This is a genomic window from Pseudomonas sp. GW821-FHT09E12 (assembly GCF_059416085.1).
This window is the reverse complement of sequence record NZ_JBWKOM010000002.1, coordinates 439,551-456,181: the sequence shown is the minus strand read 5'-3', so window position 1 is coordinate 456,181 and position 16,631 is coordinate 439,551. Positions and strand designations below refer to the sequence as shown.

12 protein-coding genes are annotated in these 16,631 nt (G+C 65.1%); 5 read left to right on the top strand and 7 right to left on the bottom strand.

What is annotated here, in order from left to right; genetic code table 11:
• The first annotated feature begins 498 nt into the window (after positions 1-498).
• From AC07PQ_RS07150 to AC07PQ_RS07130, 5 genes are all read left to right on the top strand, one after another.
• Entirely contained in the window at positions 499-1,449 is a 951-nt protein-coding gene (locus tag AC07PQ_RS07150; protein WP_493185010.1) for a 2-hydroxyacid dehydrogenase, read from the top strand.
• A 282-nt stretch (positions 1,450-1,731) separates the two neighbouring features.
• Positions 1,732-2,799, top strand: coding sequence for a phosphotransferase family protein (locus AC07PQ_RS07145; protein WP_493185011.1), 1,068 nt, complete (start codon positions 1,732-1,734; stop codon positions 2,797-2,799).
• 37 nt (positions 2,800-2,836) lie between these two features.
• Positions 2,837-3,604, top strand: a complete 768-nt coding sequence (locus tag AC07PQ_RS07140; RefSeq protein ID WP_007923881.1) for an SDR family oxidoreductase — start codon at positions 2,837-2,839, stop codon at positions 3,602-3,604.
• Between the two features lie 502 nt (positions 3,605-4,106).
• Complete coding sequence (locus tag AC07PQ_RS07135) at positions 4,107-7,838, top strand: autotransporter domain-containing protein (RefSeq protein WP_493185012.1); 3,732 nt, start codon at positions 4,107-4,109, stop codon at positions 7,836-7,838.
• A gap of 197 nt (positions 7,839-8,035) precedes the next feature.
• Positions 8,036-9,142: a Gfo/Idh/MocA family protein gene (locus AC07PQ_RS07130; protein WP_493185013.1), complete on the top strand. Its 1,107-nt coding sequence runs from the start codon at positions 8,036-8,038 to the stop codon at positions 9,140-9,142.
• A 106-nt stretch (positions 9,143-9,248) separates the two neighbouring features.
• On the opposite strand, the gene AC07PQ_RS07125 is transcribed toward AC07PQ_RS07130, so the two are convergent.
• From AC07PQ_RS07125 to AC07PQ_RS07095, 7 genes are read right to left on the bottom strand one after another with little or no spacing between them, the layout of a single operon-like run.
• The gene (locus AC07PQ_RS07125; protein ID WP_493185014.1) at positions 9,249-10,685 is read right to left on the bottom strand and encodes an FAD/NAD(P)-binding protein; all 1,437 of its coding nucleotides are present in this window, start codon (positions 10,683-10,685) and stop codon (positions 9,249-9,251) included.
• 14 nt (positions 10,686-10,699) lie between these two features.
• Complete coding sequence (locus AC07PQ_RS07120) at positions 10,700-11,467, bottom strand: ABC transporter ATP-binding protein (RefSeq protein ID WP_493185015.1); 768 nt, start codon at positions 11,465-11,467, stop codon at positions 10,700-10,702.
• 3 nt (positions 11,468-11,470) lie between these two features.
• A complete protein-coding gene (locus tag AC07PQ_RS07115) occupies positions 11,471-12,811 on the bottom strand; it encodes an ABC transporter substrate-binding protein (protein WP_493185016.1) in 1,341 nt (446 codons plus the stop codon).
• Between the two features lie 26 nt (positions 12,812-12,837).
• A complete protein-coding gene (locus tag AC07PQ_RS07110; protein WP_053260754.1) occupies positions 12,838-13,887 on the bottom strand; it encodes a branched-chain amino acid ABC transporter permease in 1,050 nt (349 codons plus the stop codon).
• 4 nt (positions 13,888-13,891) lie between these two features.
• Entirely contained in the window at positions 13,892-14,773 is an 882-nt protein-coding gene (locus tag AC07PQ_RS07105) for a branched-chain amino acid ABC transporter permease (RefSeq protein WP_493185017.1), read from the bottom strand.
• Positions 14,773-15,549: an ABC transporter ATP-binding protein gene (locus AC07PQ_RS07100; RefSeq protein ID WP_493185018.1), complete on the bottom strand. Its 777-nt coding sequence runs from the start codon at positions 15,547-15,549 to the stop codon at positions 14,773-14,775. The genes AC07PQ_RS07105 and AC07PQ_RS07100 overlap by 1 nt, the downstream gene beginning before the upstream one ends.
• Positions 15,546-16,535: an AMP-binding protein gene (locus tag AC07PQ_RS07095; RefSeq protein ID WP_493185019.1), complete on the bottom strand. Its 990-nt coding sequence runs from the start codon at positions 16,533-16,535 to the stop codon at positions 15,546-15,548. The genes AC07PQ_RS07100 and AC07PQ_RS07095 overlap by 4 nt, the downstream gene beginning before the upstream one ends.
• Between the last annotated feature and the right edge of the window lie 96 nt (positions 16,536-16,631).

Here is a 16,631-nt window from a genome sequence, read left to right as displayed (position 1 = left end):
GGGCATCCTGGAAGCTTGCCCATCGCCATGGTCCGGCGATTGCACCCAGGCGACCCATCGTGTCCTGAAAGCGACCTGCTGGTCGGGAGCGCTGACCCTCCCCCGTTCAAGACACTCAAGCAAGCTCAGCGTAGTCCACAAGCCCCACCGATTACCCGCCCGCCCGGCTCGCTGATCCAGCGCTGCAAAAAGCGGCACCAGGCCTTCGGCGCCCTCGCCCGGCCGCTTCTACAGAAGCCATGTCAGGCGCAAGACCGTGATCGCCGCTGCTTCTGTAGGAGCCAAGCTTGCTGGCGATCAGGCCCTCGAGGGCGGCGACGCTTTCCAGGCCGCGGTCGCGGGAAAAACCCGCGACCGCGCCTTGCCAAAGTGCCCTGCAATCCGCAATCTTGAGCGCTTGAGTGGTTTGTCACGGTACAGCAGCTCCCTGACCGTACGCCGGTTGCCATCGCTGCGCCGTACGCCGTCCGTCCCTCTTCAGTCCTTCAGGAGACACGCATGCCCGCCACCGTTCTGGTCCTCGTCGAAACCATCAATGACTACCTGTGGATTCTGGAAAACCAGGGCTTCCACCTGATCCTCGCGCCGACGCCCAGCGAGCGGGCGGCCGCCATCAAGGCCCATGCCGGGCAGATCAACGCGGTGCTCACCCGTGGTCCGCTGGGCCTGGGCGCCAAAGAAATCGCCGCCTTGCCGCACCTGGAAATCATCTGTGTGATCGGCGCCGGCTACGAGCAGGTCGACCTGCAGGCGGCGAGCAACCGTGGCATAGCGGTGAGCAACGGCGCCGGGGTCAACGCCTCGTCGGTGGCCGACCACGCCATGGCCCTGTTGCTGTCGCTGGTGCGTGACATCCCCCGCGCCGATGCCGCCGTGCGGCGTGGCGAATGGCCGAAAGTCATGCGCCCGTCCCTGGCTGGTAAGCGCCTGGGCGTGCTCGGCCTCGGCGCCGTCGGCCTGGCCATCGCCAAGCGCTGCGCCAACGGCTTCGACATGAGCGTCAGCTACCACAACCGGCAGATCCGCAGCGACGTGCCCTACAGCTTCTGCCCGACCCCGACCGAACTGGCGCGGCACTCGGACTTCCTGGTGGTCGCCACGCCCGGCGGCATAGGCACTCGCCAGCTGATCGACAAAGCCGTGCTGCAGGCCCTGGGGCCGGAGGGTTTCCTGGTGAACATCGCCCGCGCCAGCGTGGTGAATACCGCCGACCTGCTGCAGGCCCTGGAACAACGCAGCATCGCCGGCGCGGCCCTGGACGTGTTCGACGACGAACCGCGGGTGCCGGATGCCTTGAAGACCCTGAACAATGTGGTGCTGACGCCCCACGTCGCCGGGCTGTCGCCGGAAGCGACCCAGGCCACCGTGGAGCTGGTGGGCAAGAACCTCGTCGCCCACTTCAGCGGCCAGCCGCCGTTGACCCCTATCGCCCTGCCTGCCCCGAACTGAATCAGGCGCCGTGGCCACAGACGCCACGCAGGCCATGCCCCGTGCTGGGCGCCTTCGGCGCTATGCAGAAACAGTGCCGTGCGCCGCTCCGGTCGGAATGCTCATTCAGGCCCGGCGAACTGGACTAGAGTGAAGCCGGGCCCATTCAAACGCTTGTATCAAAAGCAATGATTGCCCGGCAACACGCTCACCTATAAAGGCCTGCGGCGATTGTGGCGCTCAGGTGGGCGCATTAGATTAGCCAATAATCTCTGGCCTCCAGAATAAGCAGAAGGGATAAGCATGGCGCTTACTGACCAGTCCACCCGTACTCGCTCCGGCGAGGAACTCGATGCCAACCTGATCGATCCGTACCTCAAGGCCCATATTCCGGGCCTGACCGGCACCCCGCAGATCAGCCAGTTTCCGGGCGGCGCTTCGAACCTGACCTACCTGCTGGAATACCCCGGGCAGGAATTCGTCCTGCGCCGCCCACCCTTCGGCCACAAGGCCAAGTCGGCCCACGACATGGGCCGCGAATACCGCATCCTCAACCAGCTCAAGGACGGCTTTCCGTATTGCCCGAAAGCCTATGTGCACTGCACCGACGAATCGGTGATCGGCGCCGAGTTCTATGTGATGGAGCGGGTCAAGGGCATCATCCTGCGCTCCGACCTGCCGCCGGAGCTGGGTTTCGACGCGGCCAGGACCGAAGCCCTGTGCAAGAGCTTCATCGACAAGTTCGTCGAGCTGCACCGTGTCGACTACAAGGCCTGCGGCCTGAGCGACCTGGGCAAGCCCGAAGGTTATGTGCAACGCCAGATCAAGGGCTGGAGCGACCGCTACGAGAAAGCCCTGACCCCGGATGCGCCCAAGTGGGAAGCGGTCAAGGCCTGGCTCAACGACAAGATGCCGGCCGATCACCCGACCTCCAGCATCGTGCACAACGACTACCGCTTCGACAACGTGATCCTCGACCCGGCCAACCCGATGCAGATCATCGGCGTGCTGGACTGGGAGCTGACCACCCTCGGCGATCCGCTGATGGACCTGGGCAACACCCTGGCCTACTGGATCGAAGCGGGCGACCCGGCGCCGGTGCAACTGATGCGCCGCCAGCCGAGCAACGCCCCGGGCATGCTGAGCCGCCAGCAGTTCGTCGACTATTACGCCGAACGCGCCGGCATCCAGATCGGCAATTTCGACTTCTACTACACCTACGGCCTGTTCCGCCTGGCCGGCATCGTGCAACAGATCTACTACCGCTTCTTCCATGGCCAGACCCAGGACAAACGCTTCGCGCAGTTCATTCACATGAACAAGTTGCTGGAGCAGATGAGCCTGCAGGTCATCAAGAAATCCAGCCTCTGATCGTCCCGACGCGCCAGGCACACAATAAGGAAAAACCATGTCCAAGACTCAGTTGTTCGACCTCGACGGCAAGATCGCTTTCGTCTCCGGCGCCAGCCGCGGCATCGGTGAAGCCATCGCCAAGCTACTGGCCCAGCAAGGCGCCCATGTGATCGTCTCGAGCCGCAAGCTCGAAGGCTGCCAGCATGTGGCCGACGCCATCGTCGCCGCCGGCGGCAAGGCCACCGCCATCGCCTGCCATATCGGCGAGATGGAGCAGATCAGCCAGGTGTTCGCCGGCATCCGCGAACAGTTCGGGCGCCTGGACATCCTGGTCAACAACGCCGCCACCAACCCGCAATTCTGCAACGTGCTGGACACTGACCTGGGCGCCTTCCAGAAGACCGTCGACGTGAACATCCGCGGCTACTTCTTCATGTCGGTGGAAGCCGGCAAGCTGATGCGCGACAACGGCGGCGGCAGCATCATCAACGTGGCCTCGATCAACGGCGTGTCCCCCGGCATCTTCCAGGGCATCTACTCGGTGACCAAGGCGGCGGTGATCAACATGACCAAGGTCTTCGCCAAGGAATGCGCGCAGTTCGGCATCCGCTGCAACGCCCTGCTGCCGGGCCTGACCGACACCAAGTTCGCCTCGGCGCTGGTGAAGAACGACGCCATCCTCAAGACCGCCCTGGCGCAGATCCCCCTCAAGCGCGTGGCCGACCCGAGCGAAATGGCCGGCGCCGTGCTCTACCTGGCCAGCGACGCCTCGAGCTACACCACGGGCGTGTCGCTGAATGTGGACGGCGGTTTCCTGTCCTGATCGACCTTCGCCGTACAACAAAGGCAGCCTGCGGGCTGCCTTTTTATTGCCCGACACCCACACCTCGCCCCCAACCTTTCTCAAACAGAAAACCAAACCTGTCACAGTTCTGGTATCAAGCTCGTAGCACTCTATAAATATTTTGTTACAAGCTCATTTGTCATGCTATAACCCTCTCGCAGTTATTTTTCTGCAACACCACTCATGTGAAAAACCATTGTTTGAAAACAGCGGAGGTTGATGTGTGTTTTAAAGAAAAACAACTTGGGGATCAACAACTGACCATTCGTTGATTGTCGACTTCTTAATATGTACCACCTAGTGAGTATCAAGCGAACAGTAACGATAACCGAGACTGAACTCCCTATTGCTCAGTAAAAACAATAAATACACCACGTGCTTCTAAACAACACCTTTGTTTCAGCCCGTCATTTAAACCCTGCCTATTACAAGAGATCGAAACATCAGTTTCGACCAAGGACATATCTCAAGGAAAAGGAACATGGACGTAGCAGGTATCGATTCAGACAAACGCAGCAACCGCTTAAAACCAGCTTCCCTGAGCCCTGTCGCAATGGCCATCGCCTTGTGGCTGGGTCAGGGCCAGATGGCTCTGGCAGATAATCCGCCCACCGGCTCGCCCTATACACCCCAGGTCTTGGAGGCTGCGTTCAGGAACGCCGCTGCGTCATTCGCGCCGGGTACCGCCGTGTATACCAACTTGCGTTTTGGTGTAGGCAATACCCTGGACCTGGCAGCCAAAGAGTTTGCCGCACAATCGACAAAGTTCGACTCGTTGCTCCAGCAGAACTACGAGTTGCAGGCGGAAAACCTGTCGATCAGTGCAATGCTCGGCGATACGAGCAAGCCACTTGATTACAACAACAATCTGGATCGCTATAAAAGCCGCCTGTTCAGCAACTCCGGCCGTTATACCCAGAACATATTCGACTTCGCCCAAGCAATCATTGCCAACCTGCCGGCGGCCCAACCTTATACCTATATAGAGCCGGGCGTGGCCACGGACCTGCACAAACAACTCAATGCCGGACAGTCATGGTCCGCCGCAACCGGCAACTGGAGCAATAACGCGCAAACCTGGAAGACTCCGGAAGCCCAGGTCAACTCCGGCCTGGACCGGACCAACGCCTATTACGCCTATGCCCTGGGTATCACCGGGAAAGGGGTAAACGTCGGCGTGCTGGACTCGGGCATCCTCAGTGAACATTCGGAATTCCAGGGCAAGAACGCCGCAGGCGAAAACCGTGTGCAGGCAGTCACCTCTACCGGCGAATACTACGCAACCCATCCGCGCTATCGGTTGGAGGTGCCGGCCGGCGAGTTCCACAAAGGTGAGCACTTCAGTATTGCGGGTGAGTACGACCCAAGCTTCAACGACGGCCACGGCACGGAAATGTCCGGAGTACTGGCGGCCAGTCGCAATGGTACCGGCATGCACGGCATCGCCTTCGACGCCAATCTGTTCGTGGCCAACACCGGCGGCAGCGACAACGACCGTTATCAAGGCTCCAACGACCTCGACTACAACGCCTTCATGGCCAGCTACGATGCGCTGGCGGCGAAAAAAGTGTCGATCGTCAACCAGAGCTGGGGGCAGAACTCGCGTAATGACGTAGAGAACCACTTCGGCACTGTCGGCGACAGCCCGGAGGCTATCCTCAGGGACATGACCGCCGCCTACCGGCCGTTCTGGGACAAGGCCCACGCGGGCCAGAAGACTTGGATGGATGCCATGGCCGACGCCGGCCGGCAGTACTCGTTCATCCAGATCATCTCCGCCGGCAACGACAGCCATGGCGCCAACCCGGACACCAACGCCAACCTCCCCTATTTCAAGCCGGACCTGGAGTCCAAGTGGCTGTCCATCACCGGTTATGACGAGAGCGGCGCCCAGGTCTACAACCGCTGCGGCACCTCCAAGTGGTGGTGCGTCATGGGGGTTTCCGGCATTCCGTCCGCAGGGCCGGAAGGCGAGATCATCCCCAACGCCAACGGCACCTCGGCGGCCGCCCCCAGCGTTTCCGGCGCCCTGGCCCTGGTGATCCAGCGCTTTCCCTACATGACCGCGAGCCAGGCCCGCGATGTCTTGCTGACCACCTCCACCCTGCAAACCCCGGACGACCCCGACACCCCGGTCGGCGACCGGACGGGCGGACGCACCTACGACAACCTGCAACCGGTGCACGACGCTGCTCCCGGCACCCCGCAGGTGCCAGGGGTGGTCAACGGCTGGGGCCTGCCCAACCTGAAAAAGGCCATGCAGGGCCCGGGACAGTTCGTCGGTGCACTGGCCGTGGCGCTGCCCGCCGGCACCCGCGATATCTGGGCCAACGACATCTCCGACGAAGCGATCCGTGCCCGACGCAGCGAAGACGCTGCCGAACAGGCCACCTGGAGCGCGATCAAGCAGCACAAAGGCTGGGTCAACGGTCTACCGGCCGGGGCCTCGGCGGACGATCAATTCCAGTACGAGATCGGCATGGCCCGGGAGCAGGCAACGCTGACCCGCGGCCTGGACCCGCTGACCGGCCAGACCTATGTCGGCAGCCTGACAAAGTCCGGGGATGGGGAACTGGTACTCGACGGCCAGAGCAGCTATTCGGGCAGTACCTGGGTCCGTGGCGGCAAGCTCTCGGTGGACGGCAGATTGACCTCCAGCGTGACGGTCGATGGCAGCGCCGTGGGCACCGTCGATGCCAATAACCAGGTGGTCACCCGTATCGGCGGCACCCTGGCGGGTAACGGCAGCATCGGCACCCTGCTGGTGAACAACGGCGGTACCGTGGCCCCCGGCCATTCGGTCGGCACCCTGCACACCGGCGACGTCACGTTCAACCCGGGTTCGGTGTACGCGGTGGAAGTCGCCGCCAACGGGCAGACCGACACTATCCAGAGCACGGGCGTGGCTACTCTCAACGGCGGACAGGTCACCCTCTCCATGGAAAACAGCCCCAACCTGCTGTCTGCGGCCCAGGCCAGCAGCTACCTGGGCCAGCAGTTCAACATCCTCAGCGCCAGCCAGGGTATCAACGGCCAGTTCGCTTCCGTCGCCCCCAGTTTCTTGTTCCTCGACACCCGCCTGAACTACCAGCCGAACCAGCTGAACCTGGGCATCTACCGCAACCAGACCGCGTTCGCCAGCGTAGCCTTGACCCGTAACGAGCGTGCCGTCGCCAGCGCCATCGACACATTGAGCGCAGGTAATCCGGTGTACGAGAGCATCCTGGCCTCCGACTCGGCGGAACTGGCGCGACAAGCCTTCAACCAGCTCGATGGCCAGGTGCACTCCGACATCGCCGCTGCCCAGATCGCCGACAGCCGTTACCTGCGCGACGCAGTCAACGGCCGCCTGCAACAGGCCCAGGTCCTGGATACCGATATGGATATCCAGGCCAGCAGCAATGGTGGCTGGGTGCAATTGCTCGGCGGCCACAGACAAGTCGACGCCGATCACAACGCCACGCGCTACAGCACTTCCACCACCGGCGTCCTGCTCGGCCTGGACACCGACGTCGGCGATGGCTGGCGCGTCGGTGCGGCGACCGGCTACACCAGGACCGATCTGAACGGAGCCTCCAGGACTTCCGCCGACAGCGACAACTATCACCTGTCGATCTATGGCGGCAAACGTTTCGACAGCATCGCCCTGCGCCTCGGCGGAGCCACCACCTGGCACCGCTTCGACACTTCCCGTGACGTGGTGTACGGCAACCAGTCGAGTCATGAAAAAGCCAACTACAACGCGCGTACCGATCAGGTGTTCGGCGAAATCGGCTACACCCGGTGGGCGGCTTTCGAGCCCTTCGCCAACCTCAGCTACATCAACTTCCAGAACGACTCGTTCAAGGAACGCGGCGGTGCAGCAGCCTTGCATGGCAGCAAGCAAAGCCAGGACGCCACGCTCTCGACCCTTGGCCTGCGAGGTCATACGCAATTGCCGGTGAGCGCCACCCGCTCGGTGACCTTGCGTGGCGAGCTGGGCTGGGAACACCAGTACGGCGACCTGGATCGTGAAACCTCATTGAAATTTGCCGGCAGTGCGGCGGCCTTTGCGGTGAACGGCGTGCCGGTGTCTCGCGATGGCGCGGTGGTCAAGGCCGCTGCGGAAATGGCCATGAGCAAAGACACCCTGGTGTCGCTGAACTACACCGGGCTGGTGTCCGGTCATGGCGGTGGCAGCTCGGTCAACCTGGGGTTCACCTTCCAGTTCTGACCCTGCTCAGGTGATCGGCCCATGGGTGCAATGACTGTTCATTGCACCCTTTTTTATTTGCGCCCTTCGGCTTTTCCCGGCCGGGTTGCCGAGCAGCAGCGGCGCGCTGCTGAAAATTTATTCCATAGATTGCAATTACGGAATTTTTATTCCATAAAGAGCACTCCTTACAACAACAATTCTGCAAGGGGTCGGCGATGGGTGAACTGGGAATAGGCTTGATCGGCACGGGCTTCATGGGCCGGGCCCATGCGTTGGCGTTCCGTAATGTCAGCGCGGTGTTCGAGTTGCCGGTGCGCCTGCACCTGGCGGCGCTGGCCGATGCCGACCGCCAGCGCGCCGAACGTTGCGCCGCGGCCTGGGGGTTCGCCCGGGCACACGGCGACTGGCAACGGCTGATCGACGATCCCAGGGTCGACCTGGTGGCGATCACCACGCCCAATCACCTGCACTTCCCCATGGCCATGGCCGCCCTGAAGGCCGGCAAGGCGGTGTACTGCGAGAAGCCCCTGGCGGTCAGCGTCGAACAGGCGCAGCAAATGCAGCACGCGGCCCAGGCCGCCGGGGTAGTCACCCGGGTCGGCTACAACTACCAGCACAACCCGATGATCGTGCAGGCCAAGGCGCTGATCGACAGCGGCGAACTGGGGCAGATCGTCAGCTTCCAGGGCGAGTTCAGCGAAGACTTCATGGCCGACCCGGCCTCGCCCTTCTCCTGGCGCTGCGATCCGCAGCACGCCGGTGGCGCCCTGGCCGACCTGGGCAGCCATCTGCTGGCCATGGCGCGTTATCTGCTGGGCGAGGTCGAGGCGGTCTGCGCCGACAGCCAGACCGTGCACCACCAACGCCCGACCAGCGCCGGCAACCAGGAGCAGCGCCCGATCGCCGTGGACGACCAGGCCCATGCCCTGCTGCGTTTCGCCAGCGGTGCCCGCGGTACGTTCAGCAGCAGCTGGCTCAAGCATGGCTACAAGAACCACCTGAGTTTCGAGATCAGCGGCACCCGCGGCACCCTGGCCTTCGACCAGGAACGTCTCAATGAACTGCGCCTGTACCGGGCCGGTGATAGCGGCTTCCAACGCCTGCTGGCCGGGCCCGCCCTGCCCGGCTACGCCGCCTTCAGCCCGGCCCCGGGGCATCAACTGGGCTACAACGAGCTCAAGACCCTGGAGGTCCATGAACTGATCATGGCGCTGGGCGGCCAGGGGCAAGGCGGGACGGATTTCGCCGAGGCCTGGCAGGTCGAGCGCCTGGCGGCGGCGATTCGCCTTGCCGCCGCCGAACAGCGCTGGGTGACCCTGTAGCCGCTGCTGAGCCAAGGCGAAGCTGCGAAAAGGTCCGCAGGACCTTGCTTGGCGGCCTCAGGATCGCGGCGTCTGCTGCGCAGCCGTTCGCAGCCTGCGGCAGCGGCTACAAGGGTAATGCCGCTAGGCGTGCGGCCAGAGCCTTGGCCTGGCTGGCCACGTCGGTCACCGCGGTGCTTTCCCACCACATGCCGCGCAACGGCGGGCCCATGGCGAACAGCCGGCGGGCGACCTGCCCTTCGGCATCCACCACCGCGCCACCGCTGTCGGCCCAAATTCCCAGGGCCAGCGGCCCCGGCGTGATCAGGCCACGGGCCAGCAGTTGCTGCGGCAATGGCCGGGCGACCCGGCGCCAGTCGTATTCGATGCCGCTGGAGTTGATCAGCGCATCCCCCGCGACCCAGCGGGTTTGCGCTTCGCCGCGACGGCGGATGCCAATCGCCAGGCGCCCATCCGCCGAAGGCTCCAGGCCCTTGAACGAGGCCGCCTGGATGCGCAACCGCCCTTCCCCGTGCAAACGCGCCACCAGCTCGGCGCTCAGCGGCGGCGAACGGTGGTGATGGCTTTCCCACCACGGCCGCACATGGCGCACGAACTGCCGGCGCTGCACGTCCGTGGCCTGGCTCCACAAGCGCCCGATATGGGCGCGCACCGTGTCCAGCGGCGCCTGCCAGTCCACGCCATCCGCCAGCGCCTGGCGACATTGCCGACGCAGCTCGCGCAGCAACTGGCGCGGGCTGCGCAGGCTGGGATCCTCGGCGAGGAAGTCGACCCAGGCCGGTGGCTGGCGCCGCACATGGGGCAACAGGCCGTGGCGCGAGAACACCTCGATCGGCCCGCGATGCCCGGCCTGCTCCAGGGACACCACGGCGTCGACCATGGTCAGCCCGGAGCCAATGATCAGCACCGTGGCCTGCGGGTCGAGCCGGCTCATGGCCGAAACGTCCCAGGGGTCCAGCGCGGCGGCATTGAGGCCGCTGGATTCGGTCTGTGGCGTACGCGCCGCCGGGAACATGCCGGTGGCCAGCACGGCAAAGGCACCGCGTAGTTGCTGGCCGTCATTGAGGGTCAGCCAGGCACCCTCGGCGTCGGCCTGCAAGTCCACCACCTCGGCACGCACATGCGCCACCGTCGAACCCTGCGAGGCGCCCATCGCCTGGGCCTCGGCCAGCCGCTGCTGGACATACAGGCCGAAGATTCCGCGCGGAGGAAACAGCTCACTGATGGGCACAGGCTGCTGCTTCGATTCCGGCCAGCCGCCGGCGGCGATGTAATCGCTCAGCCATTGAGTCAGGTCATCGGCGTTGTCCGGGTCGACGCTCATGCGCGCGGCGTTGCCGTTCAGGGTATGGCCCAGTTCGACGGCGCTGTAGGCCTCGCCGCGCCCCAGCTCGCTGCGCGGCTCGATCACCAGCACCTGGCGCCGGCCCGGCAGGCGCAGCAGTTGGGCGGCGAGCAAGGCGCCACTCAGGCCGCCGCCGACGATCAGCACATCGGCATCACGGGTGGCGCCGCTCGCCTGTCCGTTGGGTGTTTGGCTCATGGGGTTCTCACGGTTCAGTGCCTGCCTAGGTAGAAGTCCTGCAGATCGCCCCGGGCCAGCAGTTCATCGGTGGTGCCGGACCAGGCCACGCGCCCGGTGTCGAGCACGTAGGCCCTGGAGGCGTACTTGAGCGCCACATTAATGTTTTGTTCGGCGATCAGGAAGCTCACCCGCGCCTCACGATTGAGTTGCGCGACGATTTCGAAAATCTCCTGGACGATGATCGGCGCCAGGCCCATGGACGGCTCGTCCAGCAGCACCAGGCGCGGCCGGGTCATCAGCGCGCGGCCGAGGGCGACCATCTGCTGCTCGCCGCCCGAGGTCAGGCCGGCGCGGGTGCCGCGCCTGGCCTTCAGGCGCGGGAACCAGGCGTAGATGCGCTCCAGGTCGGCGGCCAGTTCCCGGCGGCTCAAGCCACGGACAAAACCGCCGCTGCGCAGGTTGTCCTCCACCGTCAACTGCGGGAACACATGGCGCCCCTCCAGCACATGGACCATGCCCTGGCGCACCCGCTGGCTGGGATCGACGCCGGCGCTGTCCTGGCCGAGAAAGGCGATCGAGCCACGGCTGACCTCGGCCCGCTCGGCGCGCAGCAGCCCGGAGATCGCCTTGAGGCTGGTGCTCTTGCCGGCGCCGTTGGCCCCCAGCAAGGCGACGATGCCGCCCTCGGGCACGCTCAGGGAGACCCCGGCCACCGCGAGAATCGCACCGTCGTAGATCACCTCGATATCGCGCACCTGCAACAGGTCGTCGGCCGTGGCGGCCGGAGCGGTCTGGCTCATGCTTCATTCATCCCCGGTGCAGCTGCGTGGCGTGAGGTTCTTCTCCTTGGCGAAGGCCGCTGACTTCTCGTCGATCAGCGGCCGCAGCAAGGCGCGGTCGGCGGCGATCCAGTCGCTGATCAGGGTCCAGTGGGCGCCGTCCCACTGCTGCACCCGCGCCGAACCGCCGCCCTCGTGATCGCGGCAGGACAGCTTGAGGTTCTGCATCAACCCCAGGTAACCCATGTCCTTGAGCCGGGCGTCGTCGATGTTCAGGTGCTCCAGGCCCCAGCGGCCTTCTTCGCCATTGAGCGGGCGCTGGCCGAACTTGCCCTGGGCGGTGCGGATCGCCTCGACCGCCACCGCGGCGTTCACCAGCCCGGAGTTGTAGTACACGCTGCCGAAGTTCTTCAGGTCCGCAAGGTCGCTCTTGCCCTGGTCGAGGATGTGTCGCTTGAGGCGCCGGTGGATGTCGAAATCGCTTCCCGCCGGATAAGGCGTCAGCGCCAGGTAGCCTTTGGCCGCCGCGCCGGCCGGCAATACGTCTTCGCTGGAGCTGGCCCAGATGTCGCCGATGATGTGGTCCACCGGGAAGCCGAAGCGCGCGGCGGTCTTCACCGCCACCGGGGTCGAGACGCCCCAGGTGCGCAGGAACACCCAGTCGGGGTTCTGCTGGCGCACCTGGCGCCATTGCGCCGACTGCTCGTTACCCGGATCGGCCACCGGGATCTGGATATTCTCGAAGCCGTACTTCTGCGCCAGCAGTTTCAGCGGGCCGAGGGTTTCCCGGCCATAGGCCGAATCGTGGTAGACCGTGGCGATCTTCTTGCCCTTGAGCTTGTCGAAGCCGCCCTCGCGCTCGGCGATGTAGTTCACCAGGGTCGACGCCTCGCTGTAGAAGGTCAGCATCACCGGAAAGTTATAGGGAAACACCGTGCCGTCGGTGGCTTCGGTACGGCCGTAACCCAGGGTGATCAGCGGGATCTTGTCGACCTCGGCGCGCTCGCTCAGGGCATAGGCCGCCGGTGCGCCGTTGGGCTGGTAGACCGCCACCGGTGCGCCATCCAGGCCGTTCTTGAAGCGCTCGTAGCACTCGATGCCCTTCTCCGCCGTCCACTCGGTCTCGCACTCCTGCCAGACCAGCTTGACCCCGTTGATCCCGCCTTCCACCTGATTGATGTAGTTCAGGTAGTCGATCATGCCGGCCCACACCTGCACCCCGCTGGAGGCATAGGCGCCGACCCGGTAAGTGGCCAGCGGAAAGAACTGCTGGTCCGCCGCGGCCTGCGCCACGGGCGCCGCGCCGCCGAGGATCGCCAGCGCCACCGCGACGCCGGCCAGGGAACGTTTCAAGGATGCACGCATATCTTCTCTCTACTCAGGAGTGGAATTCAGAAGCGCAGCGGCCAGTGGCCCAGCCGTTGCCGGAGATTGCCCAGCAGGCGGACCAGGCCCTCCGGCTCCTTGATCAGGAACAGGATGATCAGCACGCCGAAGATGATTTTCTGCAGGTTCTGCAACTGCCCGGCATCCACCGCACCGCCCGACAGGGCTTGCCCGGCGTGGCTCAACAGGATCGGCAGCAGGCTGATAAAGGCCGCGCCGACGAAGTTGCCGGCCACGCTGCCCATGCCGCCGATAATGATGATGAACAGGATCTGGAACGAACGATTGATATCGAAGCTGCTGGCGCTGGCGGTGCCCAGGTAGGCGAAGGCCCACAGGGCGCCGGCGATGCCCAGGTAGAAGGAACTGACGGCGAACGCCAGGCGCTTGTAGCGCGCCACCGGAATGCCGATCACCGCCGCCGCGGTGTCCATGTCGCGAATCGCCATCCAGTTGCGCCCGACCTGGCTGCGCACCAGGTTCAATGCGACCCAGGTCAACAGCAGCACGCAGGCCAGGGTCAGCAGGTAACGCCCGACCGGGGTATTGAGGTCATGGCCGAACAGGCTCAGCCGGGGCGCCGAGATGGTCCCGGAGGAGCCGTAGTTGTAGAACCAGGGAAACTTGACGAACAGCCACTCCAGGAAGAATTGCGCCGCCAGGGTGGTGACCATCAGGTAGAAGCCCTTGATCCGCGAACTGGGCAGGCCGAACAGCCAGCCCACCGCCGCGCTGATCAAGCCACCGCCGAGCAGCGCCAGGGGCAGGCCCAGCTCCGGCAGGCGCAGCAGGAAGCCATAAGTGGCGAAGGCCCCGACCGCCATGAAGCCGGCGGCGCCGACCGAGGTCTGGCCGGTGTAGCCGGTGAGCAGGTTGAGGCCGAGCCCGGCCAGGGACAGCACCAGGAACGGGATCAGAATGGCGTTGAGCCAATAGTCGTTGCCCACCAGGGGCACGCCGACCAGGGCCAGCAACAGCAGGCCGCCCAGGCCCCAGGGCAGGCGGCGCGGGATCAACAGCACAGGCGCGGTGGCCTGGGTCAGGGGAATGGACATGGGTTCAGACTCGCTCGATGGCGCGCTCGCCGAACAGGCCGGCGGGACGGATGTAAAGGAAGGCCAGGGCCAGCACATAGGCGAACCAGGGGGTGATGCCGCCGCCGATCAGCGGGCCGATGTAGACCTCGGCCAGATTCTCCGCGGCGCCGACGATCAGCCCGCCGACAATCGCCCCGCCGATCGAGGTGAAGCCGCCGATGATCAGCACCGGCAAAGCCTTGAGCACCACCAGCGACAGCGAGAACTGCACGCCCTGGCGCGCGCCCCAGAGCAGCCCGGCCACCAGCCCGACAATGCCGGCCACCGCCCAGACGATCTGCCAGATGCGGTTGAGGTTGATGCCGATCGACAGCGCGGCCGTGGTGTCGTCCGCCACCGCTCGCAGCGACACGCCGATCCGGGTCTTGTTGAACAGCAGCGCCAGCACCGTCACCAGCACCACCGCCGTGGCCGCGGCGATCAGGTCGAACTGGCTGAACATCAACGGCCCGAGCAACAGCGGCACGTCGTCGATGCCCAGGTCTAGCGCCCTGACCTGGGAGCCCATCAGCCCCTGGGCCAGGCCTTCGATGATGAACGACAGGCCCAGGGTGGCCATGAACAGGGTGATCTGCGAGCGATTGACCAATGGCCGCAGTACCAGCCGCTCGATCAGCCAGGCGCCGGCGATCATCACCAGCACCGTCGCCAGCAGCGCCAGGACAAAGGGCACGCCCTGGTCGTGCAGGCTGACGAAGGTCAGCGCGGCGAACAGCAACATCGCGCCCTGGGCGAAATTGAACACGCCGCTGGCCTTGTAGATCAGCACGAAGCCGATGGCCACCAGCGAATACAGGGTGCCGGCCAGCAGGCCGCCGAGCAGGGTTTCGAAGAAAAAGCCCATCAGTGCACCGCCCCCAGGTAAGCGGCGATCACCTCGGGGTCGACCTGCACTTCGGCCGGGGTGCCGTCGCCGACCTTGCGCCCGTAGTCCAGCACCACCACATGGTCGGACAGGTCCATGACCACGTTCATATCGTGCTCGATCAGCACCACCGTGGTGCCGAGGTCGCGGTTGATGTCGGCGATGAAACGCGCCATGTCCTGTTTTTCCTCGGCGTTCATCCCGGCCATGGGCTCGTCCAGCAGCAACAGGCTGGGCCCGGCGATCAGGGCCCGGCCCAGCTCGACGCGCTTTTGCAGGCCGTAGGACAGGTTGCCCACTGGCACATCGCGCTGCGCCTGCAACTCGAGGAACTCGAGAATGCCCTGGGCCAGCTGCCGATGGGCCTCGGCCTCGCGCCGCGCCCGGGGCAGCCCCAGGGCCTGTTCGATAAAGCGGGCGCGGGTGTGCCGCGACAGGCCGCTGAGCAGGTTGTCGATCACGCTCATCTTCTTGAACAGCGCGTTGTTCTGGAAGGTGCGGCCGATGCCCCGGCGCGCGGCCTGCAAGGGGTCGATGCGCTGGAACGCTTCGCGGTCAAAGACAATCGAGCCGGCGTCGAAGCGATAGACGCCATTGAGGATATTGAGCAAGGAGCTCTTGCCGGCACCGTTGGGCCCGATCAGCGCGCAGATCTCGCCGCGCGCGACCGCGAAGGACAGTTGGTTGATCGCCTTCACCCCCTTGAACGACAGGGAGATGGCATTGACTTGCAGGATGGGGTCGGCGGCGCTCATGCGATATTCCGTTTGAATTCGGCCAGCCACACCGGCGCCGAAGGTGTCGAGGGGTTGCCGGGGGCCTGCCAGATGTAATCCAGGCGCTGGAACCCCAGGAGCCGGCGCACCCGGTTCTTCAGCAGCCGTTGCAGGGGGCGGTGCGGCTGGGCAATGGCCCAGTCGCACAGGCGGCGGCGCCAACTGCCCACGGGCGCCAGGCGGCTTTCGATGTCGTCGGCCAGGCGTTGCAGGCAAGGGCCCGAGAGCAGCAGGCCGCTGGGGGCGACATCGCGGCGGTCGCGGCTGGCCGAACCGCGGCTTTCCGGGAAGGCCAGGCTATGGCCGCTGTGCAGCCACTGGTGCAGCAAGACCCTCAGGCCTTGCGGCCAGTGCGTGCCCTCCTCGCTCCACAGCTGCGCGGCATGGGCCGGATGCCGCCAGTGGTTCTGGCGCTGGGGCTTTTCCCGGCTGCCGAGCAGGTCGCCGAAGGCCAGCACCGGCTGGCGCGAACCTTCCGGCAGGCGCGGAACAGGTTGATGGGCAATCAACAATTGCGGGGCCATGCTGCTTTCGCCGGCCGCGACCCAGCGCAGCAGTTGCTGGCGCGAATGCACGAAGGCATGGCTGGGGCGCAGGTTCCACAGGGCCTGGCGCAGGGCTTGCGGGTCGAGCTCGTCGCTCAGGGTCAGCACCTGGCCGCCCACCCGTTGCGCGGCCAGGGCCAGGAGCAGCAGGTTGGGCTCGAACAGGCCGCTCAACGCCAGTCGCGAGCCTTCGTCGAAACCCTGTTGGCGCAGGCCGTCGGCCAGGCGCTCGACATCCCGCGCGGCATCGATCCAGCGCCAGTTGTACCAATGGCCGTGGCGCTTGTGACGCAACGCGCTGGCCAGCGGGCTGACCTGCGCCCAGTGCTGCAACAGCTCCAGGGCCGCGGGCAGCAGCACAGTGTTTTCCGGTGTTCGCGCATCCGCCGGGGGCGAACGCTTGAGTTCATGCACGCTCATGGACTGACCTCGATTCCTTGGGCAAAAGCGTGCGGTGGTCCGCTGGCCGGTTTTTTGGTTTGCACTGCACCTGTAGCCGCTGCCGAAGGCTGCGAT